The sequence below is a fragment of the Lysinibacillus sp. FJAT-14745 genome (assembly GCF_001275675.1).
Taxonomy (GTDB): domain Bacteria; phylum Bacillota; class Bacilli; order Bacillales_A; family Planococcaceae; genus Lysinibacillus.
The window spans coordinates 375,597-400,099 of the sequence record NZ_LITM01000009.1 but is presented as its reverse complement, the minus strand read 5'-3'; the positions used below and the strand labels follow the sequence as shown (position 1 = coordinate 400,099).

20 protein-coding genes and 1 other annotated feature are annotated in these 24,503 nt (G+C 39.7%); of the genes, 15 read left to right on the top strand and 5 right to left on the bottom strand.

All coding sequences use genetic code 11. The annotated features are described in order from the left end of the window. Positions 1–318: 318 nt before the first annotated feature. The 4 genes from AMS59_RS17100 to AMS59_RS17090 all read right to left on the bottom strand — a co-directional run bounded on the left by AMS59_RS17100 (position 319) and on the right by AMS59_RS17090 (position 3,059). Positions 319–510, bottom strand: coding sequence for an H-type small acid-soluble spore protein (locus AMS59_RS17100; RefSeq protein WP_053484940.1), 192 nt, complete (start codon positions 508–510; stop codon positions 319–321). A gap of 12 nt (positions 511–522) precedes the next feature. Further along, a complete protein-coding gene (locus AMS59_RS25935) occupies positions 523–696 on the bottom strand; it encodes a hypothetical protein (protein WP_199777777.1) in 174 nt (57 codons plus the stop codon). A gap of 246 nt (positions 697–942) precedes the next feature. Next, on the bottom strand, positions 943–2,343 hold the full coding sequence (locus AMS59_RS17095; RefSeq protein WP_053484939.1) for a LysM peptidoglycan-binding domain-containing protein: 1,401 nt from the start codon (positions 2,341–2,343) through the stop codon (positions 943–945). A gap of 320 nt (positions 2,344–2,663) precedes the next feature. After that, on the bottom strand, positions 2,664–3,059 hold the full coding sequence (locus tag AMS59_RS17090; RefSeq protein ID WP_053484938.1) for a (deoxy)nucleoside triphosphate pyrophosphohydrolase: 396 nt from the start codon (positions 3,057–3,059) through the stop codon (positions 2,664–2,666). A 487-nt stretch (positions 3,060–3,546) separates the two neighbouring features. Here AMS59_RS17090 and AMS59_RS17085 point away from each other — a divergent pair, with 487 nt between their 5' ends. The 4 genes from AMS59_RS17085 (at position 3,547) to AMS59_RS17070 (ending at position 10,887) form a co-directional block, all read left to right on the top strand. Then, positions 3,547–4,311, top strand: a complete 765-nt coding sequence (locus tag AMS59_RS17085) for an RNA methyltransferase (protein ID WP_053484937.1) — start codon at positions 3,547–3,549, stop codon at positions 4,309–4,311. A gap of 907 nt (positions 4,312–5,218) precedes the next feature. Then, on the top strand, positions 5,219–6,256 hold the full coding sequence (gene pheS / locus AMS59_RS17080) for a phenylalanine--tRNA ligase subunit alpha (protein WP_053484936.1): 1,038 nt from the start codon (positions 5,219–5,221) through the stop codon (positions 6,254–6,256). A gap of 12 nt (positions 6,257–6,268) precedes the next feature. Continuing rightward, complete coding sequence (gene pheT, locus AMS59_RS17075) at positions 6,269–8,686, top strand: phenylalanine--tRNA ligase subunit beta (protein ID WP_053484935.1); 2,418 nt, start codon at positions 6,269–6,271, stop codon at positions 8,684–8,686. A 233-nt stretch (positions 8,687–8,919) separates the two neighbouring features. After that, entirely contained in the window at positions 8,920–10,887 is a 1,968-nt protein-coding gene (locus AMS59_RS17070; protein ID WP_053484934.1) for a methyl-accepting chemotaxis protein, read from the top strand. Between the two features lie 132 nt (positions 10,888–11,019). Here AMS59_RS17070 and rnhC read toward each other — a convergent pair whose 3' ends face one another. Further along, positions 11,020–11,946, bottom strand: a complete 927-nt coding sequence (gene rnhC / locus AMS59_RS17065) for a ribonuclease HIII (protein WP_053484933.1) — start codon at positions 11,944–11,946, stop codon at positions 11,020–11,022. A gap of 135 nt (positions 11,947–12,081) precedes the next feature. Here rnhC and zapA point away from each other — a divergent pair, with 135 nt between their 5' ends. The 11 genes from zapA to AMS59_RS17010 all read left to right on the top strand — a co-directional run bounded on the left by zapA (position 12,082) and on the right by AMS59_RS17010 (position 23,744). Further along, positions 12,082–12,342: a cell division protein ZapA gene (zapA, locus tag AMS59_RS17060; protein WP_053484932.1), complete on the top strand. Its 261-nt coding sequence runs from the start codon at positions 12,082–12,084 to the stop codon at positions 12,340–12,342. 5 nt (positions 12,343–12,347) lie between these two features. Beyond that, the gene (locus AMS59_RS17055; protein WP_053484931.1) at positions 12,348–12,887 is read left to right on the top strand and encodes a CvpA family protein; all 540 of its coding nucleotides are present in this window, start codon (positions 12,348–12,350) and stop codon (positions 12,885–12,887) included. A 59-nt stretch (positions 12,888–12,946) separates the two neighbouring features. After that, positions 12,947–14,656, top strand: a complete 1,710-nt coding sequence (gene polX / locus AMS59_RS17050) for a DNA polymerase/3'-5' exonuclease PolX (protein WP_053484930.1) — start codon at positions 12,947–12,949, stop codon at positions 14,654–14,656. Positions 14,657–14,674: 18 nt separating this feature from the next. Next, positions 14,675–17,041: an endonuclease MutS2 gene (locus AMS59_RS17045; protein ID WP_053484929.1), complete on the top strand. Its 2,367-nt coding sequence runs from the start codon at positions 14,675–14,677 to the stop codon at positions 17,039–17,041. A 21-nt stretch (positions 17,042–17,062) separates the two neighbouring features. Beyond that, positions 17,063–17,476 (top strand): DUF350 domain-containing protein, encoded by a 414-nt coding sequence (locus AMS59_RS17040; RefSeq protein ID WP_053484928.1) that lies wholly within the window; start codon positions 17,063–17,065, stop codon positions 17,474–17,476. Positions 17,477–17,666: 190 nt separating this feature from the next. Next, positions 17,667–18,098, top strand: coding sequence for a hypothetical protein (locus AMS59_RS17035; RefSeq protein ID WP_053484927.1), 432 nt, complete (start codon positions 17,667–17,669; stop codon positions 18,096–18,098). A gap of 449 nt (positions 18,099–18,547) precedes the next feature. Beyond that, positions 18,548–20,239 (top strand): AMP-binding protein, encoded by a 1,692-nt coding sequence (locus AMS59_RS17030; RefSeq protein ID WP_053484926.1) that lies wholly within the window; start codon positions 18,548–18,550, stop codon positions 20,237–20,239. 215 nt (positions 20,240–20,454) lie between these two features. Then, a complete protein-coding gene (locus AMS59_RS17025) occupies positions 20,455–21,036 on the top strand; it encodes a TetR/AcrR family transcriptional regulator (protein WP_053485115.1) in 582 nt (193 codons plus the stop codon). 14 nt (positions 21,037–21,050) lie between these two features. After that, positions 21,051–21,824 carry an enoyl-CoA hydratase gene (locus tag AMS59_RS17020; protein ID WP_053484925.1) on the top strand — a complete coding sequence of 258 codons (774 nt, stop codon included), beginning with the start codon at positions 21,051–21,053 and terminating at the stop codon, positions 21,822–21,824. 117 nt (positions 21,825–21,941) lie between these two features. Further along, positions 21,942–22,715, top strand: coding sequence for an electron transfer flavoprotein subunit beta/FixA family protein (locus AMS59_RS17015; RefSeq protein WP_053484924.1), 774 nt, complete (start codon positions 21,942–21,944; stop codon positions 22,713–22,715). Positions 22,716–22,766: 51 nt separating this feature from the next. Then, entirely contained in the window at positions 22,767–23,744 is a 978-nt protein-coding gene (locus AMS59_RS17010) for an electron transfer flavoprotein subunit alpha/FixB family protein (RefSeq protein ID WP_053484923.1), read from the top strand. A 379-nt stretch (positions 23,745–24,123) separates the two neighbouring features. Further along, positions 24,124–24,357: a binding site (T-box leader), on the top strand. Positions 24,358–24,503 lie beyond the last annotated feature (146 nt).

Sequence of the window (24,503 nt, the reverse complement as noted above, 5' to 3'; positions counted from 1 at the left end):
TATGCGGAGTGTTTGATTGGAGTGGAGGCTGGGCGACTCCTTGGGGATCAGTGATAGAGGAACGAAGGCTAAAACCATCACATCCTGTGATAACGCCTTCGTGACCAACATCGTGTTGGCCCGAGACCCTGGAGCGAGCAACGCGAGTGAAGCGGCTCATCGGACACCCCCAGGAAAGCGCCCGGTCGGAACGGAAATCAAACACTCGATTTGCCGAAATGCCATACTTTATCTAATAGGAAATTTATTGACATAATAAACATGAAAACTGCTTACTTCACCACAGGAAGTAAGCAGTTTTTTATGTGATGATAAAGTCTAATGTACGAGGTACTCTTCCTTTAATTCTCCGATGTCCACTTCGGATCGTTCCTCTAAAGAACGACGTAAATGGACAGTTGCTGTTTTACCATCACCATGAAGCTTGTCAATCCAAATAGATACGCCATTATAACTTACTTCATATTCTTTTGGTGAGGCGACAATTTCTTGTGCACGTGTATAATCCACTTGAAGGCCCCCTTATTTTTTCGTCTTGCCTTCTTTAGTGACTGAATTAATCAGGTTCATAAACTCTTGCGAAAATTCTTCACTAGCTTTTTCACTAGCTTTGTCTGGCGCTATTTTTTGGTTTTTTGGCGTTTGAGGCAAAGATCCTTTGTTGGCGCTTTTACCTTGCTTATTGTCTCTTCCCATGTTTAGTTTCTCCTTTCGCTTTGATATTTCTTAATATGGCTTTGAATTGATTTTTTTATCATGGGAAAAACTAGGGAAAAGTAAGAATTTATTGTAGAAATGTTTAGAATTTTTTGGATTAATAGATCAGCCTTAAATGCGCATACTATGCCATGATATCGCCTTCTTAATCAACAACTTTTTGACCAAAGTGGTTCATCGGACACTCACTGGAAAGTGCCTGGTCTACCAGAAATCACCCCGCGTTTATAATGACACCTTTTTGATGGAAAAATCATTATTTAATAGTGCCCAGTTTTGTGGGAAAGGAAAACCTAACGCCCAATAGCTAATACCTCGAAGATTATATTCCTTCGTCATGTCAAACTTAGCTTGTGCACTTCTAGCATCTTCAAACCATACCTCATGATTTCTACCTTTTTCATCAACATAACGAAAATAAGGTGATTGTGCGATCCTATCATATTGTATGATTGCGCCATATTTTACGGCTCTGTTTATGGCTTCTTGAGAGCTGAATGTTTCTGCTTCTTGCCCTTTAACATGTGGTAAAAGCCAATCGCGAGCGTAAATTTGAAAGCCTAAAAATATTTTGTTAGCAGGCATTACTGATAAAGCATATTCCACAACTTTTCTCATTTCATTAATGGGTGAAATAGCTTGTGGCGGACCAAGTCGATAACCCCACTCATATGTCATTAAAATTACAAAATCTGCAATTCTACCGTGTGCCTCATATAATGTTCCTGCCTGGGTTGCGCTCGTTTTTGGGGCAAGTGCCGTTGATACTAGGTAACCTTTTGGATGAAGACGGTCAACAGCTAACTGAAGAAAGGTATTGTAATTCTCTCGATCTGCTGGAAGAACGTTTTCGAAATCAATATTTAATACTTTATAGCCTTTCTCATCCATCACTTTCAGCGCATTGTTGATGACCTTCTCCCGTAATGCTGCACTGGATAAAATAACATGTGATAAGTTGGAGCCGGCTTCAGTGGAAGAGAAATTCGTAAGTGTCAGCATAGGTGTAATATTTTTGGCAATAGCTGCATCGATCATTTCTTTATCGTTTAGAGGCTGTAGTGTTCCATCTTCCTTCACCATATAAGCAAAGGGGCTAAAATAAGTTAGTAGATGACCGATTGCGTTAATCGACTGTACAGCTTCTTTAGGCTCTTGATACGTATAAGCATTTACTTCAATGGAAGGCTTTGCTCTCGGAATAATCAAATGCGCACCAGCATAAATCATGTTTGAATCTGAAATTCCATTTTCTGAAACAATTGCTTGCACAGTCGTTCCATATTGTGTAGCAATTTGCGATAGAGTCTCTCCTGGCAGCACAATATGTGTAATGGGTGGAATAATTAGTCTAGTTCCAGGTGTTAAAACATCTGGATTCGTTAAATGATTTTCTGTGATAATTGATCGCATCGGCACACCATATTGTTGGGCGATCGACCATAAGGTGTCACCCCTTTTTACAATATGGGTTGTGTAAGGCGAGGGGATAACGAGTGATTGTCCGATTACTAATTGATTTGGATTAGATAATGCGTTTAATTGGATAATGGAATTAATAGGTACTGAATAGCTGTTGGCAATTTGCCAAAGTGTTTCACCAGCGCTCACCACGTGAATAATCATTAGGATACCTCCTTAGTGGTTTCAATATAGCATCATATGTATGAATAAAGAGAATGAGCATTTATCTTTTATTTTTAAGCGATAAAAATTTCGATTTTCATATTCTTTGCAAGTGATAGGCAGAGGATAAAACATATGCAGGCATCATTTGAGAGAGGAGTTGTATTTTGAAGAAATAAAGCTCACAGGAAGAATTGTTACCCCTGAAGATCCGGACCATGTGCAAGCAAGAACAAAGAAAGAGCAGAATGCAGAGAGGTAACAAACATTGCTGCTCTTTTCTCCCGCATAAACTGCTCGTAATGGCTCATATATCTTTACTATTTTTCTGCAAGTATTTTATTAATCGCTGGAATATCGGCAGGGGCGAAATTAAGATCTAGAAGTTGACTGCGAGGAACCCATCTAATTTCAGCATGTTCTAGCATGACAGGCTCTCCCTTTGTAATCGACGCTTTAAATGTTTCTAGGCGAACTATAAATTTTTCGTATTCATAAATGGTTTCCTCAACCTTGTCCCCAACTTGTATAGAGCAATTAAATTCCTCTAATATTTCACGAGACAAAGCTTGTTCAGGTGATTCACCTTCTTCGATTTTACCACCAGGGAATTCCCAATAATTTGCTAGTACCATATTAGGATTTCTTAACGCACAAAAAATTTCTTGCTTATCATTTTCAATAATTGCACCTACTACATGTACATTTTTTTTCATTTATTTTCATCCCCGTTGTGCATTCTTAAAATATTAAAAATTATAACATATATCACTGAATTCTCCCATTATCTAGTAGGAAATAATTTTGCTCATTTCCATAGCGTGGGGTTGATTTCCGTTCCGGCTGGGCGCTTTCCTGGGGGCGTCCGATGAGCCGCTTCACTCGCGTTGCTCGCTCCAGGGTCTCATCTGTGACGCTGATCCCCGAGGAGTCGCCCAGCCTCCACTACAATCAACTTATTCATATGGTATACGTTTTAACAAAATGTCATCCCAAAATTCAGATGATGGCAAAATATCTTAGCATGTATGGCTCATCGTCATAGCGTGGGGTTGATTTCCGTTCCGTCCTTGGGATGCTATTTCCGATTATTGGTAAACTGGAGAAATAACAATAAAACTGTTTTTTGCATGACTATGTAATTTGTCGTTTTCTACTGTATAATAATGAACAGTAAATAGGAAAAAGGCGGTACGAGGTACGATGAAAAGAATTGAATCTACGCAAAATGCGTTAGTGAAATATTGGAAGAAACTTGCGACAACACGTAAAGAGCGTGAAAGATCTGGAGAATTCCTAGTAGAGGGATTTCACTTGGTAGAGGAAGCATTAAAAAATAACGAGCAGGTGCTACAGCTAATTGTACGTGAAGGTGTAGATTTACCAATGCTTTGGCCGATTGATAATGTAGCCGTAGTTGAAGTAACAGCGGCTGTTGCCAAAGAGTTTGCTGAAACGGAAACATCTCAAGGTGTATTTGCAGTTTGTAAGCAACCTTTGTTAGAAGAAGATGTAATGGCTTCGTGGCGCAAGGTGCTACTAATTGATGCTGTCCAAGATCCAGGAAATATTGGGACGATGATTCGTACTGCTGATGCAGCTGGTTTAGATGCAGTCATACTCGGCAAGGGATGTGCGGATTTATATAATCCTAAAACGCTTCGCTCTGCACAAGGCTCGCATTTCCATATTCCTGTCCTTCGTGGTGATTTAGAGGAATGGATTGAGCAGCTACAGGATAATAACGTACCAGTATTTGGAACTGCTTTAGATGAGGATGCAGTTGTCTATAGTGACATTGAGCATACTGGTGCATTCGCAATAATGATGGGGAATGAAGGTAGTGGGATTCATCCACAACTGCTTTCGATGACAGATCAAAATATTATTATTCCAATTTTGGGGCAAGCTGAGTCTCTAAATGTAGCAGTGGCAACAGGAATAGTATTATATGGATTTGTTAAGTAATTAATCAATGCAATCACAACTGTGTTATAAGTATATGATGAAATTCTAAAATTGGAATCGTCACCAAAAGTTGGGGATGACATTTATATATGCCCTGTATATTAGTTGATTGGAGTGGAGGCTGGGCGACTCCTTGGGGATCAGCGATAGAGGAACGAAGGCTAAAACCATCACATCCTGTGATAACGCCTTCGTGACCAACATCGTGTTGCTGTCGCTACGTTAGCACTGCGCTTTCGCACAAAAAAATCTGTTGGCCCGAGACCCTGCAGCGAAGCGAAGCGGCTCATCGGACGCCCCCAGGAAGCTCTGCTCTGCGCGAAAGCGAAGCGTCAGCGGCAAATGTTTTCTGTAGCGAAAGCAAAGCGGCAGCTACAAATGTTTTATCTGTGCGAAAGCAAAGCGGCAGCTACAAATGTTTTATCTGTGCGAAAGCGAAGCGGCAGCTACAAAGCGCCCAGCCGGAACGGAAATCAACCACACGTTTTGGTGATGAGCCTAAAATTGCCAATAGAACCATCAATATCGAAGGTAATGGGCACATGACTCTTGATTTGAATTGGTATAGTATTGTATAATCACTGTTAAAATGTAAACTAAAATGCTTTGACCGGGAAGTAGTAAAGATTGTGAATGGACGACAGGGAGCGCAGGCCGAAGATTGAGAGCCAGTGCCGTACCAATGCAGTTTTGAATTCATCCCGCGAGCAGCTACCGGGACCAGCGAAATGCTGTAAAGGTATGCCGGCTTTAATCTAGTCGTTATGTCAATGAAGTGATTGCTTGGAGTTTTCCTTGCAATAACTAGGGTGGTACCGCGAATATGTCCTCGTCCCTTTTTTAGGGGCGAGTTTTTTTATGCCATCAAAAAAAGTCGGCATTGATTTGAACAAGGAGGGTTTATTACATGGAAGAGCAATTAAAGCAATTAGAGCAAGAAGCACTTGCTAAAATTGAAGCGGCAGCAAATTTAAAAGAGTTAAATGATGTGCGAGTAGCATATCTAGGAAAAAAAGGACCTATCACTGATTTATTAAAAGGGATGGGGAAATTATCAGCTGAGGAACGCCCGAAAATGGGTGCTTTAGTCAATACGGTTCGTGAAAATGTAACTGCTGTACTAGAGGAAAAGGTAGCTGTGCTAGAAGATGCAGCAATTGCTGAAAAATTAGCAAGTGAGTCGATTGATGTCACTTTACCTGGCCGAGAAATTAAAGTTGGCAATCGTCATCCGTTAACACGTGTTATTGAAGAAATTGAAGATTTATTTATCGGTATGGGCTATGAAATTGCAGAAGGTCCGGAAGTGGAAAAGGATTACTATAACTTTGAAGCATTGAACTTACCGAAGGGGCACCCTGCTCGTGATATGCAGGATTCGTTCTATATTTCCGAGGAAATATTATTACGTACGCATACTTCTCCTGTGCAAGCTCGCACGATGGAAGAGAAGAAGGGTGAATCCATTCGCATTATTTGTCCAGGGAAAGTATTCCGACGTGACAACGATGATGCTACACACTCACACCAATTCATGCAAATTGAAGGGTTAGTGATTGGTGAAAATATTCGCATGAGTGACCTAAAAGGTACGCTTGATTCATTAGCGAAAAAAATGTTTGGTGCGGACCGCGAAATTCGACTTCGACCAAGCTTCTTCCCATTCACAGAGCCATCTGTTGAAATGGATATTTCTTGCTTCAAATGTGGTGGTTCTGGCTGTAACGTATGTAAAGGTACAGGCTGGATTGAAATTTTAGGAGCTGGTATGGTGCATCCAAATGTACTTGAAATGGCTGGCTATGATCCGAAGAAAGTGTCAGGCTTTGCATTCGGTATTGGTGCTGAACGTATCGCAATGTTGAAATATGGTGTCGACGATATTCGTCATTTCTATACGAGTGACACACGTTTCTTATCACAATTCGAGCGAACAGAGGCGTAAGGGGGATAAAAAATGTTAGTATCATTAGAATGGTTAAAAGATTATGTAAGTACACAGGATTTAACGCCTGAGGAGTTAGCTGAAAAAATTACGCGCTCTGGAATTGAAGTAGATGCAGTAATTGACCGTGCTAACGCAATGGATAAAGTTGTTGTCGGTTATGTCGTATCAAAAGAGAAACATCCTGAAGCGGATAAATTAAATATTTGCCAAGTGGATGTCGGTGAAGCTGAGCCACAACAAATCATTTGTGGTGCTCCAAACGTTGATGCTGGTCAAAAAGTTATTGTCGCTCGTCCAGGTGCACATTTACCAGGCGGCATTAAAATAAAAAAAGCAAAACTTCGTGGACATGAATCAAACGGTATGATTTGTTCATTACAAGAGTTAGGAATCGAAGGGAAGCTTGTTGCTAAAGCATATTCTGAAGGTATTTATGTACTTCCTGAGAATGCTGAGGTTGGCTCGGATGCCCTTGCTATTTTAGGTCTACGTGACACAGTATTAGAGCTTGGTTTAACACCAAACCGCTCAGACGCGTTGTCGATGCTAGGTGTGGCGTACGAAGTTGGTGCAATTCTATCTGAAGAAGTGAAGTATCCGGAAATCGCCTACAGCACATCTTCTGAAAAAGCAGAAGACATGTTAAAGCTTCGCGTAGAAGATTTACAAGCAAACCCAATGTATGTAGCAAAAGTTGTGAAAAACGTAAAAATCGCGGAATCACCGATGTGGCTACAAAATCGCTTAATGGCAGCAGGCGTACGCCCGCATAATAATGTTGTCGATGTTACGAACTACATTTTAATGGAATACGGTCAACCGCTTCATGCCTTTGACTACGATAGCCTAGCAACAGGTGAAATCGTAGTGCGTAAAGCAACAGAAGGCGAAAAAATGACAACTTTAGATGACCAAGAGCGTACATTAAAAGCGACAGATTTAGTCATTACAAATGGCAAGGAGCCAGTAGCTATCGCAGGTGTAATGGGTGGTGCAAACTCTGAAGTAAATGATTCTACAACAACGGTTGTGATTGAATCTGCTTACTTCGACGGTTTAACTGTACGTCAAACATCACGTCATCTTGGACTTCGTTCAGATGCTTCTGCTCGTTTTGAAAAGGGTGTTGACCCTAACCGTGTGTTACCTGCTGCAGAACGCGCGGCAGCACTACTAGCTGAACTAGCTGGTGGTGAAGTGTTAGAGGGAACATGCATCGTGGATGAACTAGATAAATCACCAGCACGTGTTGTCGTTTCTCCAGATTTTATTAATGAACGTTTAGGTATGAAAATTTCACTAGAAGAGATGCTGTCTATTTTAGAGCGCCTTAAATTTGGCGTAGAAGCAGCAAATGGTTTACTAATCGTTGATGCACCAACACGTCGTCAAGATATTAAAATTGAAGAAGATATTGTAGAGGAAATTGCTCGCCTATACGGCTATGATGAAATTCCGATGACTTTACCAGAGGGAGCAAACCAAGTAGGCCGTCTAACACCATATCAAGCAAATCGTCGTGTAGTTCGTAGTTACATGGAAGGGGCAGGCCTTTACCAAGCGGTCACTTACTCATTAACTTCAGAGGCATTGTCACAACGCTTTGCATTGAAAGCTGAGCCAGTAACACGTTTACTAATGCCGATGAGTGAGGACCGTTCTACACTACGTCAAAGTCTTATCCCGCATTTAATTGAAGCTGCTGCTTATAATGTTGCGCGTAAGGCTGACAATGTGGCATTGTATGAAATCGGTTCAGTATTCCTCGGTCAATCAGAAGAGGGGCTACCATATGAGGAAGAGCATGTGGCAGCAGTCGTAACAGGAAAATGGCTTGAACATGCTTGGCAAGGCGAGAAAAAAGCAGTAGATTTCTTTGTCTTAAAAGGCATTGTAGAAGGTGTTATTAGTAAGCTTGGTTTAGCGGATCGTATTTCATTTGTGAAAGCTGAAGTAGATGGATTACACCCAGGACGTACTGCTAGCATCCTTTTAGACGGTGAACAAGTCGGCATAATCGGTGGATTACATCCAGCAGAACAAAAAGCATGGGGTGTAAAAGACACATATGTAATGGAAATGAATCTAGTATCATTATTAAATGCTACTGCAAAAGAAGCACCTCTTGCTTATACACCAGTGCCTCGCTTCCCAGCAATGTCTCGTGATATCGCACTTATCATGGACCGTACAACAACAGCTGGAGAGGTTATTACAGTGATTCGCTCAGCAGGCGTTAAATTATTGAAAGACGTTCGTGTATTCGACGTATATGAAGGTGAAAAAATGGATGCTGGTAAAAAATCAGTAGCATTCTCCCTAACATACTTCGATCCAGAACGTACATTAACAGATGAAGAGGTTGTTGCAGCACATAATAAAGTGCTAAAAGCTATTGCAACAATTGAAGGTACAGAAGTACGCTAATTAATAATTTTTTTGTGAGCTGTCTCTTAATGAGGCAGCTTTTTTTGTTAACATTTACAAGTAGTTTTTGTAGGAAGTGTGAGAGAAATAAAGCGTTGGAGAGAGGACTCCAAGTTAATTCTCACATTTCAGTCTTTCATTAATATTTAGAAATAACAAAAAATAAATTTTTGATTTATTTATGTGTATAGTAGAATTTGGATAGAAAATTTTACTATTGGGTGGTAGTTATTATGAAAAATCATCGAAAACGAAGAGGCTTTTCCGTTCGAGCCCGATTAATATGGGCGTTTACTTTAACACTTTTAATACCCAGCATTGCTATTGGAACGTTTTCATATATGAAGGCTTCTGATCAATATTATAAGGAATTAAGTAATAGCTCGCGTAAGAATGTCGATTTATTAAATACACTAATTTCAAATGAGATATCACCTATTCAAAGTGATGTGGAGTATTTAGCTGCTTCTTTTAATAAGAATGTGCAAGATGCAGATGCTTTAAAGGAATTAGAAAAATATAATGCTTTACATAGCAATGTTTCTGTTGTCAATTTAGCAATTGAAGGGCACAAATTTATGCGTGAACCATATGCTAAATCCTCAGCTGATTATGATCCATTTACGCGACCATGGTACTTAAAGGCTATAGAATCACCAGGCAAAGGCGTTATGGTTGATCCATATAAATCAACGATTACAGGAGAATTAATACTAGCAGTATCAGCAGGTTTACAGGACCGTTCAGGAGTTATTTCTATTGGTCTAAATTTAGACGAAATTTCCGAGCTAGTGAAAACAGTGGAAATTGGTGTTAATGGCTATGCTACATTAGTAAATGCCAATAATCTTATTATTGCTGATCCAAAGGTAGAGGTAGGATCGGAGCTCAAAAAGTCATATATAGAAAAGATGCAAGGAAAAGAAGAAGGTAGTTTCACCATTAAAGAAGATGGAAGAGATCATCAAGTGTTTTTTACTACCAATAAACTAACAGGTTGGAAAATTATCGGTACTATGGATTTGGCAGATGTTGCAACTGTCACGAAACCAATATTAACAAACACTATGATAGTTATTGTCATTGCTCTTATCGTATTTGGAATCATTGGTGCATTCATTATAAGAACAATCACTCAGCCATTAGATAAGTTGTCAACAGTAGCTGAGCAGGTAGGAGACGGTGATTTACGTAATTTAATTGAAATTAAAAGACATGATGAGATAGGCAAATTGGCAGATATATTCAATAAAATGATTCAATCATTACGTGGTGTAGTTGGTAATATTGGTGAGGAATCAAATCAGTTAGCTGAATCATCGGAAGAGCTTACAGCTAGTACGTCGGAAAATAAACGTGCTACTTCACAAATAGTAGTTTCCATACAAACTTTTGCAGAAACAGTAGATGTGCAAGCACAAACAATTAATGATAGCACTAACGCTGTACTTGAAATGTCTTCATCTATCCAGCAAATTTCAGTTAAGGCCGATACCGTTAATGTGATGTCGAATAAAGCAATGGAGGCTGTTATGATAGGGGACGAAACTATTCAAACAGCAATTGGCCAAATGAAAATGATTCAAAGTACTGTTCAGGAACTGGAAAGTACGGTACAAACATTAAGTGATCGTTCAAATGAAATCGGACGTATTGTAGAGGTAATTACGCAAATTGCTGATCAAACAAATCTTTTAGCATTAAATGCTGCAATTGAAGCTGCTCGTGCTGGTGAGCATGGAAAAGGTTTTGCAGTTGTTGCAGATGAGGTACGAAAGCTTGCTGAACAATCAGCACAGTCAACAATGCAAATAAAAGATATCATTGATTTTATTCAAGCCGATACAAAACATGCGGTTGAATCAATGGCTACTGGTTCAGCTGAGGTCGTAAAGGGAATTGATGTTACAAATATGGCAGGAAAGTCATTTGAAGCGATTCGTACGAATGTACAAAGTGTAACCTATGAAATAGGACAAATTTCGGAGGCATCTAAAGTTATTTCTGAACACGCCGATCAAGTGGCAACAGGAATTGAATGTGTACTTGAGCAAACAAATGAAAATACAGCAAATGCACAAAATATTTCCGCTGCAACAGAGGAACAGCTTGCTTCCATTGAAGAAATCGCTGCATCGGTCGAAGCCCTGGCTAAAATGTCTGAAAATCTTCAACAAACGATTCAACAATTTAAATATTAAGTTAGAACGAAAATTCTTTAATAATGATAAGTTTTTGACTTAAAGGATTTCGCTAACTCCAGTAGAGAGCAAGTTGCGTAACTTGTAATCTGCTGGAGTATAGCGAAATTTTTTTTGTTTATAAGACCAATTTTATTTCATCTTTTTAGCTTTCTCAGTATTCGCAAAATGCCATTTCGTAATGGAACGTAAAAATTCCTCACCTTGTTTTCGCCAAATGCGTGCTGCTAACGCATCTACTTTCGCAGAAGCTCCCTTCAACAACTCTATCCCAGCAATCTCACTCAGTCGGTCCATTTCTTTTAAAAATGCAGCACGAGCTAATATCGATGCAGTTGCTACTGAAACATGTAATTGCTCGGCCTTCGTAGAAAATAGTACATCCTCTCGAACAATATCTCGTTCATTTTTTAAGTAATTGTAATAGACGCCGCGTTCCGCAAACTGATCAATCAATATATGTTCAGGTTTTTCGGGTGCCATTTTTGACAGAGCATTTTTAAGTGCCCGATTGTGCATCATAGCTTTCATCTTACCTTGAGAGTAGCCTCGTGCTTGTAATTCGTTATATTTTTCGTTGCGTAGTACAAGCACACTATGGACGCAAGCTGCACGTAAATCTGGCGCTATTTTCCGCATGTAATCATCCGTTAGCATTTTTGAGTCCTTGACACCAAGTTCGTTTATAAGCGCGATTTTTGAGGAAGGGACGTATACGGCTGCAACTGTTATTGGACCGAAATAATCGCCAGTCCCCGTTTCATCTGAGCCTAGCACCGACATCGTTGCAAAACCTTCTGGTAGAACGTCACCCTTTGCTCCTATCGACGATGATTTTTGTGTATTTGTAACTTCTATGTTTCCCCAGCGTGAAGCTTCTCGCTCAGCACCTCCCCCTTGGAACATTAATTTACCTGATTTGTACATCGTGATTGCTGTATCTGGAAGCTTTGCGGCAAAGATTACACCTGGAGCTTTACGTTCTACAAAATGATTCGCATAGAAAGACATTACCTCTTTTTGTTTATTTGTTGATATGGAAAGTACAATATTTGACATTTACTCGTTCCTTTCTGTCCTCGTTGTTCACAATTTTATACCTTTCGTGGTATGATAATAAATAGCTTTTTTGTGTATGCTGCTCACAATCAAAAAAAAATCGTGAGCACAAAAATTATAAAGGAGGGTGCGACTATGGAAAATCAAGAAAAGAATAAAATTTCTGTGGAAATATACGGTCATACATATAAAATGGTCGGCTCTGAATCCATTGGACATATGCGACTTGTCGCTTCGATTGTTGATGACCGTATGCGCGAAATGAATGTACATAATCCCTCACTTGATAGCACAAAGCTTGCCGTTCTTACAGCAGTAAATACCGTTCACGATTATTTACTATTAAAAGGACAAATAGAGCAACTAGAAGAAGAATTGAAAAAATTAAAGGGTTGAAGTGAATGTTAGATTTAATCATATTAGCGGTACTATTAGCTGGTCTCATCGTTGGAGCAAAACGTGGTTTCATTGTACAGATGATGCATATCGTTAGTTTTATAGTGGCCCTAATTGTTGCGTATATCTATTATAAACCATTGGCACAAAAATTTGTGTTTTGGGTACCGTATCCAGGGGTAACGGATTCAGGTAGTCTGGGGGTAGTCATTGATAGCCTGGATTTAGACCGAACTTTTTACCGTGTCATTGCCTTTGCTGTTATTTTCTTTGCGGTAAAAATTACATTGCAAATTGTGGCATCGATTTTTGATTTTATAGCGTATTTACCTGTGTTAGGTACAGTGAATCGTTGGCTTGGAGCATTGTTAGGCATGATTGAAAACTATTTAATTATGTTTATTTTGCTGTACATCCTTGCTTTATTGCCAGTTGATTTTATCCAAAGTTTAATGTCGAAATCGTTGTTAAGTGGTCTCATTTTGGAGCATACCCCAATAATTACAAGTATGTTCCAAAACTGGTGGTATATTTATATGCAATAGCAAACTGTGCACTTCTCTCGGTTTTGAGGGAAGTGTTTTTACGATAGGAGGAATTCCAAATGAACAAAAAAACAATTATTCGCACATTTGAAAAAATTGCATTGTATATGGAATTACAAGGGGAAAATCCATTCAAAGTGTCTGCCTTTCGAAAAGCTGCCGCTGCACTTGAAGGGGACGAGCGCTCATTAAGTGAGATGGAGGATGTCACAAAGCTTAAAGGTATAGGTAAAGGTACGGCTGCTGTTATTGAGGATTTAATGACAAATGGTGAATCAAGCTTATTAAAAGAGTTAGAAGAAATTGTACCAAAAGGATTGCTCCCGTTATTAAAACTTCCAGGCTTAGGTGGTAAAAAAATAGCTAAGCTGCATCAAGAGTTAGGGATTGATTCTGCGGAAAGTTTAAAGGATGCTTGTGAGGCAGGTAAAGTTCGTGAGCTGGCAGGCTTTGCGGCAAAAACCGAAGAAAAAATTTTAAAGGAACTTGCAAATTTAGCAAATCGTTCAGAACGTTTACCGATTTGGCAGCTAGAGCCAGTTGTTTTACAAATTGAAGCTCTTCTAGATAGTATGGAAGAAGTGGAACGTTTTTCTGTTGCGGGAAGCTTCCGCCGTGCAGCAGAAACAAGTAAAGATATTGATTTTATTGTTGTTACGGAAGCAGTTGAAGCTGTACGCGAAAAGCTACTAAATGAGCTTTCTGTACAAGAAGTAGTAGCCGCTGGTGATACAAAGATTTCAGTTATTTTAGATCTAGCGGAGCCTGTAAGTGTTGATTTTCGATTAGTGAGGGATGCTGAATATGCAACGGCCTTACATCATTTCACAGGTTCGAAAGATCACAATGTCCGCATGCGCCAAATTGCAAAATCTCGTGGTGAAAAGATTAGTGAATATGGCGTAGAGCAGGGGGATGGAACCGTCTTAACGTTTAAGGATGAAGAGGAATTTTTTGCGCATTTTGATCTACCATTTATCCCGCCTAGCTTGCGTACAGGAACAACGGAATTTGATAAAACGGATGACATTAAAAGTTTAGTAAAATTAGAAGATATTACAGCAGATTTGCATATGCATACGACTTGGTCTGATGGTGCGTACTCTGTAGCTGAAATGGGCGAGGCATTGATAGCGCGTGGCTATCAATATAGTGTTATTACTGACCATTCACAATTTTTAAAAGTAGCGAATGGTCTAACGCCAGAGCGCTTAACAAAGCAACGGGCTGAAATTGAGGCATTTAATGAAGCACATCCAGATTTCCGTTTATTTGCGGGGACAGAAATGGATATTTTGCCAGATGGTTCGCTCGATTTTGAAGATGATGTGCTAAGAGAGTTAGATTTTGTCATTGCCTCTATTCACTCTAGCTTTACACAGTCGCAGGACAAAATTATGGCGCGTTTACTTACGGCAATGCAAAATCCGTACGTTCATATGATTGCACATCCAACTGGTCGCATTATTGAGGATCGTAATGGCTATAATCCAGATATGGGGCAATTAATTGCGTGGGCAAAGGAATATGGTAAAATTTTAGAGTTAAATGCGAATCCATATCGTCTTGATTTATGTGTTGAGCATTTAGAAATGGCTTTGGCAGTTGATGTGCCGGTAGCAATTAATACGGATGCTCATGATATTGCTCATTTACGCTTTATGGATATAGGGGTACGCTATGCAAACAGAGCATGGTTGAAAAAGGATATGATTGTGAATACATGGACGCGAGAACAATTTGAAGCGTTTATTCGACGAAATAAATAGATTGAGGAGGTGTTCTCAGTGATCGCAGAACGCGCATTGAAAACACTAGAATATGATAAAGTACGTCAGCAAGTGGCTACATACTGTACTTCTTCAATTGGCAAATCAGCGGTTGATGAACTTGTACCACAGACAGACTATGAAAAAGTTGTACAATTATTAGAAGAAATGGATGAAGGACTATCCATTTTACGTGTAAAAGGCAATGTACCAATGGGTGGGATTTTTGATGTACGACCAGCTGCAAGGCGTGCACAAATAGGTGGCATGCTTTCAGCGATGGAATTAATGGAAGTTTCAAGTACGATTCGAGCGAGTAGAATTCTTCGCAATTTTATTGAAGATATAGAATCAGAAGAAGTGATTGAGATTCCTCATTTCATCGCCAAAAAGGAGGCAATGCCTGTTTTGACAGGCTTGCAGCATGAAATTAATAACTGTATTGATGACAATGGCTCTGTGCTAGACTCTGCAAGCCAAACTTTGCGTTCAATTCGCCAATCTTTGCGCGCAGAGGAGGCTAAAGTACGTTCTAAGCTGGAAAGCCTTATACGTGGGAGCAATGCTTCAAAAATGCTCTCAGATACACTTGTAACGATTCGTAATGATCGCTTTGTTATTCCCGTTAAGCAAGAGTATCGTCATCACTATGGTGGAATTGTGCATGACCAATCATCTTCTGGCCAAACATTATTTATCGAGCCAGATTCGATTGTACAAGCGAATAATGAAATTCATCGATTAAAAATGAAAGAGCAAGCTGAAATTGAGCGTATCTTACTTGCCTTAAGTGCAATGGTAGAGGAAGTAGCTCCGGATTTATTTAACTTAGTAAAGGTACTAGGTGAGATTGACGTCATTTTAGCTAAAGGCAAATACGGTCAAGCGAACAAATGTACAATGCCTAAAATGAATAACGATGGCTATATTCGACTTGTGCGTGCACGTCATCCACTTTTACCAATTGAAACAGCTGTTGCTAACGATATTGAATTTGGGAAAGACATTACGGCAATTGTTATTACAGGACCAAACACTGGTGGTAAAACTGTCACTTTAAAAACAGTTGGACTGTGTACTTTAATGGCACAGGCGGGGTTACCGGTGCCTGCACTTGATGGTTCAGAGCTTGCTGTTTTCAAGCAACTTTTTGCAGATATTGGAGATGAACAGTCAATTGAGCAATCACTGTCAACATTCTCCTCTCATATGGTCAACATAGTAGATATCTTACAAAAGTTTGATGACGAGTCACTCGTTCTATTTGATGAATTAGGTGCTGGGACAGATCCTCAGGAAGGGGCAGCTCTGGCCATCTCCATTTTAGATGAAGTACATGGTCGTGGCGCCCGCGTTATGGCAACGACGCACTATCCTGAGCTAAAAGCATACGGCTATAATCGTCCAGGAGTTGCTAATGCTAGTGTTGAGTTTGATATTGAGACATTGAGTCCAACATATCGTCTGCTTATCGGTGTACCAGGCCGCTCCAATGCATTCGAAATTTCAAGCCGCCTTGGCTTACCAGAATCGATTATTGACCGTGCGAAAAGCTTTACAGGTACAGATCGCCATGAGGTAGAGTCAATGATTGCATCACTAGAAGAGACTCGTCGTCAATCCGAAGATGATGCAGAACGTTCTCATGAATTAATGATAGAGTCTGAAGCCCTACGCAAAGAGCTACAAGAAAAACTACAAGCTTACGATGACCGCAAAGAAGCACTCGATAAAAAAGCGAAAGAAAAGGCTCGTAAAATTGTTGATGAAGCAAAAAGAGAAGCAGAAACAATTATTGCAGAGCTTCGAGAAATGCGCAAAAATGCAGACCAAGTTGTCAAGGAGCATGAGCTTATCGAAGCACGTAAACGACTGGAAGAAGCTACACCACTTGACAACAATAAAGTGCTGAAAAAAGCGGCACAAGTAAAGGCCCGTGCGCAAAACTTAGTTGTCGGAGACGAGGTAAAGGTGTTAAGCTATGGACAGCGGGGTACATTGCTCGAAAAAGTATCCAATTCCGAATGGGTTGTCCAAATGGGTATTTTGAAAATGAAAATCTCGGATAGTGATCTGGAGTACATTAAACCAGAAAAAGAACCTGTGCAACGTATGGCTGGCGTGAAAAATCGCGATAGCCATGTAAAATTAGAGTTAGATTTACGCGGTGAGCGATATGAAGATGCCATTATACGTACGGAAAAATATATTGATGATGCCTTGCTTGCTAACTATGGGCGTGTATCAATTATTCATGGTGTCGGTACAGGTGCATTACGTCAAGGAATTCAAACCTATTTGAAAAAACATAAGCGTGTAAAATCCTTCCGTTTTGGTGAAGTCGGCGAGGGGGGCTTCGGCGTAACGGTTGTGGAATTGAAATAAGCTGTAAAGGGGACGGAGAAAATGCTGAATTCTAGCTTTTGGAAATATCCAATTATCGAAACGGCAGGATATTTTAGTGTTGTTGTGTTATGTTTAGTCGTCTCGATGGCATTATTCGAAGTCGTTACGAAGTATAAAAATTGGGAAGAAATTAAAAAAGGTAATATCGCTGTGGCACTCGCGACAGGTGGGAAAATACTGGGTATCTGTAATATTTTTCGCTTTTCCATCGCGCGCCATAGCACTTTAAGTGAAATGATTAGCTGGGGCCTTTTTGGTTTTACATTACTAATTGTGGGGTATTTCTTATTTGAATTTATGACCCCACGTTTTAATGTCGATCAAGAAATCGCAAATGATAATCGCTCAGTCGGCTTCATTTCATTTACTATTTCAGTTGGTCTATCGTTTGTTATTGGGGCAAGTATTGCATAGGAGTGTAATGACATGGAAAAATTAGCGAAAATACTAATCGTTGTCTGCATCGCATTTTTGGCAGTCGGTGTCTATTATATGATGACCGTTTAAGCAAAACGCATCCTTTTATGAGGATGCGTTTTTTTATATTGATAGGGGAAGAGAAGAACTGCTGCTCAGGTGTCTAGCTACGGAAGTAGTCAGGGCGATGGAAAGGAAAGCCAGAAGCGACGGAAAGGAAAGCCAGGGCGACGGAAAGAAGCCGGGGCGACGGAAAGAAGAGCAGGAGCGACGGAAAGAAGCCGTGGCGACGGAAAGAATAGCCAGAGCGACGGAAAGAAGAGCCAGGGCGATGGAAAGAAGAGCCAGGGCGATGGAAAGAAGAGCCAGGGCGACGGAAAGAAGAGCTGAGGCGACGGAAAGAAGCCGGGGTGACGGAAAGGAAAGCCAGAGCGACGGAAAGAATAGCAGGGGCGACGGAAAGAGAAGCCGTGGCGACGGAAAGAAGAGCCAGAGCGACGGAAAAAAGAGCCAGGGCGACGGAAAGAAGAGCCGGAGCGACGGAAAGAATAGCCAAAACGTGGATAGAACCGTCAAAAACGCGGAAAGAAAAGCCACAGCGATAAGTACTTATTTCTAAATATCGAGAGTAGCTTCGAAACTGCTCAGATGAGTGAAGAACTGCTCAGGTCCGGAGAGGAAGCGGTCAGCTGAGTGTGTCATCGCATTAATAAATAATACTCCCGAAAAAAACCATAAGTTATATCATCCTCACAGCAACCACATCATAAAAAACTACTAAAACCTATTAATATTCCTTCATCTATCTAAAAAGTTATCATTAAAAAATTATTTTTGGAATATAGAAATATGAACCCAGTCTTGTGTAGAAAAAAAGAAAGAATGAATGAGTATTCATACGCTCTGTCGATCCAAAATCCTGAGAAATGCAGTTATATAAATGTTGTGAAGTGCATAATAATTAATCGAAAATACAATTATTTTCTATTTTGTGTTTGAAAGAGTATTTCTTTTTCATTATAATTAAAATAAGAGTTTACAAAGTTTGGGACAAAGGGGAGAGGACGTATGACAACAAAACCATGGCTAAAAAATTATCCTGAAGAAATACCATCGTCTTTAACGTTTGAGGAAATTCCTGTGCAAGAGTTTTTGACACGTGCCTATAAAAAGAATCCATCTAAAGTTGCGATTCATTTTATGGGAAAGGATTTGACGTACGCTGAGCTATATGAGTCAGCGCTAAAGTTCGCAAACTATTTACAAGCCCTTGGAGTAGAGAAGGGAGATCGAGTAGCGATTATGCTGCCAAACTCACCGCAAAGTGTAATCGCTTACTATGGGGCAATGTATGCTGGAGCGATTGTCGTGCAAACAAATCCACTTTATACTGAGCGTGAACTTCAATATCAAATGGCTGATTCAGGTGCGAAAGTTATTTTATTGATGGATATTTTGTATCCACGTGTTATGAAAATCTTAAAAGAAACTGCACTTGAAAATGTAATTGTCACGGCTATTAAAGATTATTTACCATTTCCTAAAAATTTGGTTTATCCCTATATTCAAAAAAAGCAATACGGTTTTAGTGTAAAGGTTGAACATAGTGGTCAAAATCATTTATTTACAGAAATTATGCGCTCTGCGCCCATCAAAGCGATTGATATTCCATTTGATTTTGAAGAGGACATAGCACTGCTTCAATATACAGGTGGAACGACTGGCTTCCCTAAGGGTGTGATGCTGACCCATAAAAACTTAATTGCTAATACAACAATGTGTGATGCATGGATGTATAAATGTGTACATGGTAAGGAAACCATTATGGGCATACTGCCATTCTTCCATGTTTATGGTATGACGGCTGTTATCTTATTATCCGTATTCACGCAAAATAAGATGGTATTATTACCAAAGTTCGATGCAGAGACAACGTTGAAAACGATTGAAAAACAAAAACCGACACTATTTCCAGGTGCACCAACTTTATATATTGGTTTATTAAATCACCCGGATATTGCAAAGTACGACTTATCGTCCATAACAGCATGCTTAAGTGGATCCTCTTCATTGCCAGTAGAGGTGCAGGATAAATTTGAAGTGGTAACAGGGGGAAAACTTGTCGAAGGATATGGATTAACAGAAACTTCTCCTATCACACATTCATCACCTATTTGGGGTAAGCGTGTCAGGGGCTCGATTGGTTTACCTTGGCCAAATACGGATTCAATAATTTTACGTACAGGGGATGCAGAGGCGCTTCCAGCCGGTGAGGTTGGTGAAATAGCTGTAAAGGGCCCGCAGGTTATGAAAGGCTATTGGAATCGCCCTGAGGATACAGCAGCAGCGTTCGTAGATGGCTGGTTTTTAACAGGCGATCTTGGCTATATGGATGAGGAAGGCTATTTCTATGTAGTTGACCGTAAAAAAGATATTATTATCGCTGGTGGTTTTAATATTTACCCTCGTGAGGTAGAGGAAGTACTATATGAGCGCGAGGAAATCCAAGAATGTGTAGTTGCGGGTATACCTGACCCGTATCGAGGAGAAACAGTAAAAGCTTATATTGTGTTAAAAGAAGGATATTCGATTACAGAAGACGAATTAAATAAATATTGCCGTCAAAACTTAGCTGCTTTCAAAGTTCCTCGCTATTATGAGTTTAGAGATGAGCTACCGAAAACAGCTGTTGGAAAAATTTTGCGTCGCGCATTAGTTGATGAAGAAAAAACAAAATTGGTGAATAAAGAAGCAAAATAAATACGTGATAAAGTATTGACAAGCAAAGATGTAAATTATAATATGAAAATATGAATGAATGACCATTCATATTTTCATATTTTTTTTAGGTTACCACGTCACATCCTTAACAATATATCAGTATTGAAGGGATGACTTCATGTAGAAAAAGATTAGAATCTTTAATCAGGCATGAGTGTAGACGTATGCAAGTTTTTTTAGGTGGTGATATAAAAGTGAAACGTGATAAGCCAAAATATAAGCAAATTATTGATGCAGCTGTCATCGTTATTGCAGAAAATGGGTATCACCAAGCACAGGTATCGAAGATTGCTAAACAGGCAGGGGTGGCCGATGGAACAATCTATTTATATTTTAAAAATAAAGAAGATATATTAATTTCTGTCTTTAATGAAAAAATGGCTGTTTTTGTAGAGTCATTACAAGATATAATAGAAAATGGAAGTACGTCTAAGGACAAACTTTCACGAATGATAGATAATCATTTTAATGTTCTAGCGACAGATCGAAACCTAGCAACCGTCACACAATTAGAACTACGACAATCGAATAAAGATTTACGACTGAAAATCAATTCGGTGTTAAGAGAGTATTTACAATTACTTGATCAAATTTTAATTGAAGGTATGCTATCAGGTGAGTTCAATCAAACGATGGATGTACGCTTGGCACGTCAAATGGTATTTGGAACAATTGACGAAACCATTACGTCGTGGGTCATGAATGACTATCGATATGATTTGATAGAACAGGTTCCAAAAGTTCAGGCGTTAATCCTGAACGGCATTAAAGCTTAAAAGGATGTGGAGAAATGGAATTTCTAAGTTGGAAAGCAGAGGATGGAGTAGCGATTATTACAATTGCACGCCCGCCAGCAAACGCATTATCTCGTGGAATCATTGCCGAAGTAGATGCTGTGCTAGATGCCGTAGAAAATGATGACACAGTACGTGTCCTCGTACTTCATGGTGAAGGTCGTTTCTTCTCAGCAGGTGCAGACATTAAAGAATTTACAGAGGTTGATTCTGGTGATGAATTTTCAAAGCTAGCGAACAATGGTCAACAAGTTTTTGAGCGAGTTGAATCGTTCTCTAAACCTATTATTGCTGCAATTCATGGTGCTGCATTAGGTGGGGGCCTTGAACTAGCGATGAGTTGTCATCTGCGCTTTGTAACAGAATCTGCGAAATTAGGACTACCTGAATTACAATTAGGTCTTATTCCAGGTTTCGGGGGTACACAACGTCTACCACGATATGTAGGGGTTGCAAAAGCTGCAGAAATGATGTTTACAAGTGAGCCGATTTCTGGTACAGAAGCTGTACAATGGGGTTTAGCGAATCGTGCATTTACTGATGAAGCATTATTAGAAGAAACGCTGAAGGTTGCGAAGAAAATTGCGAAGAAGAGCCCAGTTGCTTTAAAAGCAGCTATTCAATCATTGCAATATGCTAAGCATGCTTCATTCTATGAAGGTATTGAGGCAGAAGCAAAATCCTTTGGCACAGTATTCGTTTCGGAAGATGCAAAAGAGGGAATTCAAGCATTTATTGAAAAACGTGAGCCTGTGTTTACTGGTAAATAATATTCCATCAGTGTCGATAGCGACTTGAAAGAGTGTTATCGACGTTATCGACGCTGAAAATATATAATATTTATAAGTTTACTTAGAAATAAAAAACGTTGCAGGAGGTATGGATATATGAATATTTTTGCATTAATTAAACGTACGTTTGATACAGAAGAAAAAATCGTTGTGTCGGGTGGTAAAATCCAAGAGGATGGCGCAGAATTCATCATCAATCCTTATGATGAATATGCCATTGAAGAGGCAATCCAAGTACGTGACGCTGCTGGTGGTAAAGTAACAGTTGTTTCAATTGGTGGCGAAGATACAGAGAAGCAATTACGCACAGCTCTTGCGATGGGCGCAGATGAAGCGGTCCTTATTAATACAGAAGACGATCTAGATGAACTGGATCAAAATGCAGCAGCATATATTTTAGCTGAATATTTAAAAGATAAAGACGCTGATTTAATTTTAACAGGAAACGTTGCAATTGACGGAGGCTCTGGTCAAGTAGGACCTCGTGTTGCAGATTTACTAGGTATTAACTATGTAACGACAATTACAAAACTTGAAATTGACGGAACATCTGCGAAAATTGTACGCGATATTGAAGGTGACTCAGAAGTTATCGAGACAGCTTTACCACTTTTAGTAACAGCTCAGCAAGGTTTAAACGAGCCACGTTATCCATCTTTACCAGGTATCATGAAAGCGAAGAAGAAACCGCTTGCAGAACTTGAGTTAGATGATCTAGATATCGATGAAGATGATGTAGAGGTTAAGGTAGAAACAGTTGATATTTTCTTACCAGCTCAAAAGGCAGCAGGGCGTGTTCTTGAAGGCGAACTTTCTGCTCAAGTAAAAGAGCTAGTAAACCTACTTCATACAGAGGCGAAAGTAGTCTAAGTCATCTGATGACACAAATCGAATCTTAAAGGGTAACGGAGGGAATATACTATGACAAAAAAAGTATTAGTATTAGGTGAAGTTCGTGAAGGAAGCTTACGTAATGTTTCTTTCGAAGCAATTGCAGCTGCAAAGCAAATCGCAGATGGTGGTGAGGTTGTTGGTGTTCTTTTAGGGGATGCCGTAGAAAACTTAACTGGCCCATTATTTGAATATGGTGCTGATCGTGTTGTAACGGTGGAACATCCACATTTAAAACAATATACATCTGATGGCTATGGTCAAGCTTTATTAGCAGTAATTGAGCAAGAAAAACCAACTGGTATCGTATTTGGTCATACTGCAAACGGTAAAGATTTATCGCCAAAAATTGCAAGTAAATTACAAGCAGGTCTTGTATCTGATGTAACGTCAATTGAAGGTGCTGGCGATGATGTTGTATTCGTCCGTCCAATTTACTCTGGTAAAGCTTTTGAAAAAGTGAAAGTAAAAGACGGCTTAGTTTTAGCTTCAGTTCGTCCAAATAATATTGCACCATTAGAAAAAGTAGCCGGAAAATCAGGTGACATCACTTCTCTTACTGTAGATATTACAAACCTTCGTACAATCATTAAAGAGGTTGTCCGTAAATCTTCAGAGGGTGTCGATCTTTCTGAGGCAAAAGTAGTTGTAGCAGGTGGTCGTGGCGTGAAATCAGAGGAAGGCTTTGAACCATTAAAAGAGCTAGCGGATTTACTTGGTGGTGCAGTTGGTGCTTCACGTGGTGCATGTGATGCTGAGTATTGTGATTACTCACTTCAAATTGGTCAAACAGGTAAGGTAGTAACACCAGACCTTTACATTGCAGCTGGTATTTCTGGAGCAATTCAGCACTTAGCGGGTATGTCAAACTCAAAAATAATCGTTGCGATTAATAAAGATCCAGAAGCAAATATTTTCAAAGTTGCGGACTATGGTATCGTAGGTGATTTATTTGAGGTAGTGCCTCTTCTAATCGAAGAATTTAAAGCGTTAAAAGTGAATGCCTAATTAATGATATTTGTCGCAGGGAGGATGTATCTTCCCTGCTTTTTTTGTTGAATTTTTTGATTTTTTAAAGTTATCGCAAAATAAAATGTTGACATAATTAATTTTAGAACGTATAGTGATGAATATTAATTTAACTTCTTTCAGCGAATCATACATCTGTACCTGTTGCTACGCTTTCGGTACAAAAAACATCCGCTGAAATAGAGGAACTTAGTCTAAAAACGCCACGTCCTGTGGCAACGACTGAGTGACCAACATCCTGTTGGCCTAAAGTCTCCGGCGGATGTCACAGAATCGGTAAGGAGTTCTTTGTGTGAACACAAAGCCGATTCCGGATGTAATTATGCCGAGGCATAATTGATTTATATTTAAATCTTTAAAAAACGCAAAGATTAGGAGTAGTAAAAGCTCATTATTTGGTGAAGAGAGCTGCGGGTTGGTGCGACGCAGTCCAATAAGACTTTGAACTTGCCTAGGAGCGGTAAGATAAATGGAATTTGCAGAATATTCTATTTGTTGGACGGTTAACCTTCGTTACTAGGTTTTTAAGCAGGGTTCTTAAAGAACCAATTAGAGTGGTACCGCGGTTTGCTTATGGCATATCGTCTCTTCTTTCATTTGATAATGAAGGAACAGACGATATGCCATTTTTGTTTTCGTCTAGGCTAAAGCGCTACGTCCTCGAGGTCCTTCGATCCCTCGGGCTAAAGTGGAGGAGCACTTACTTTTTGCTTCGGGCAGTCCAGCGCTTGTCGGATG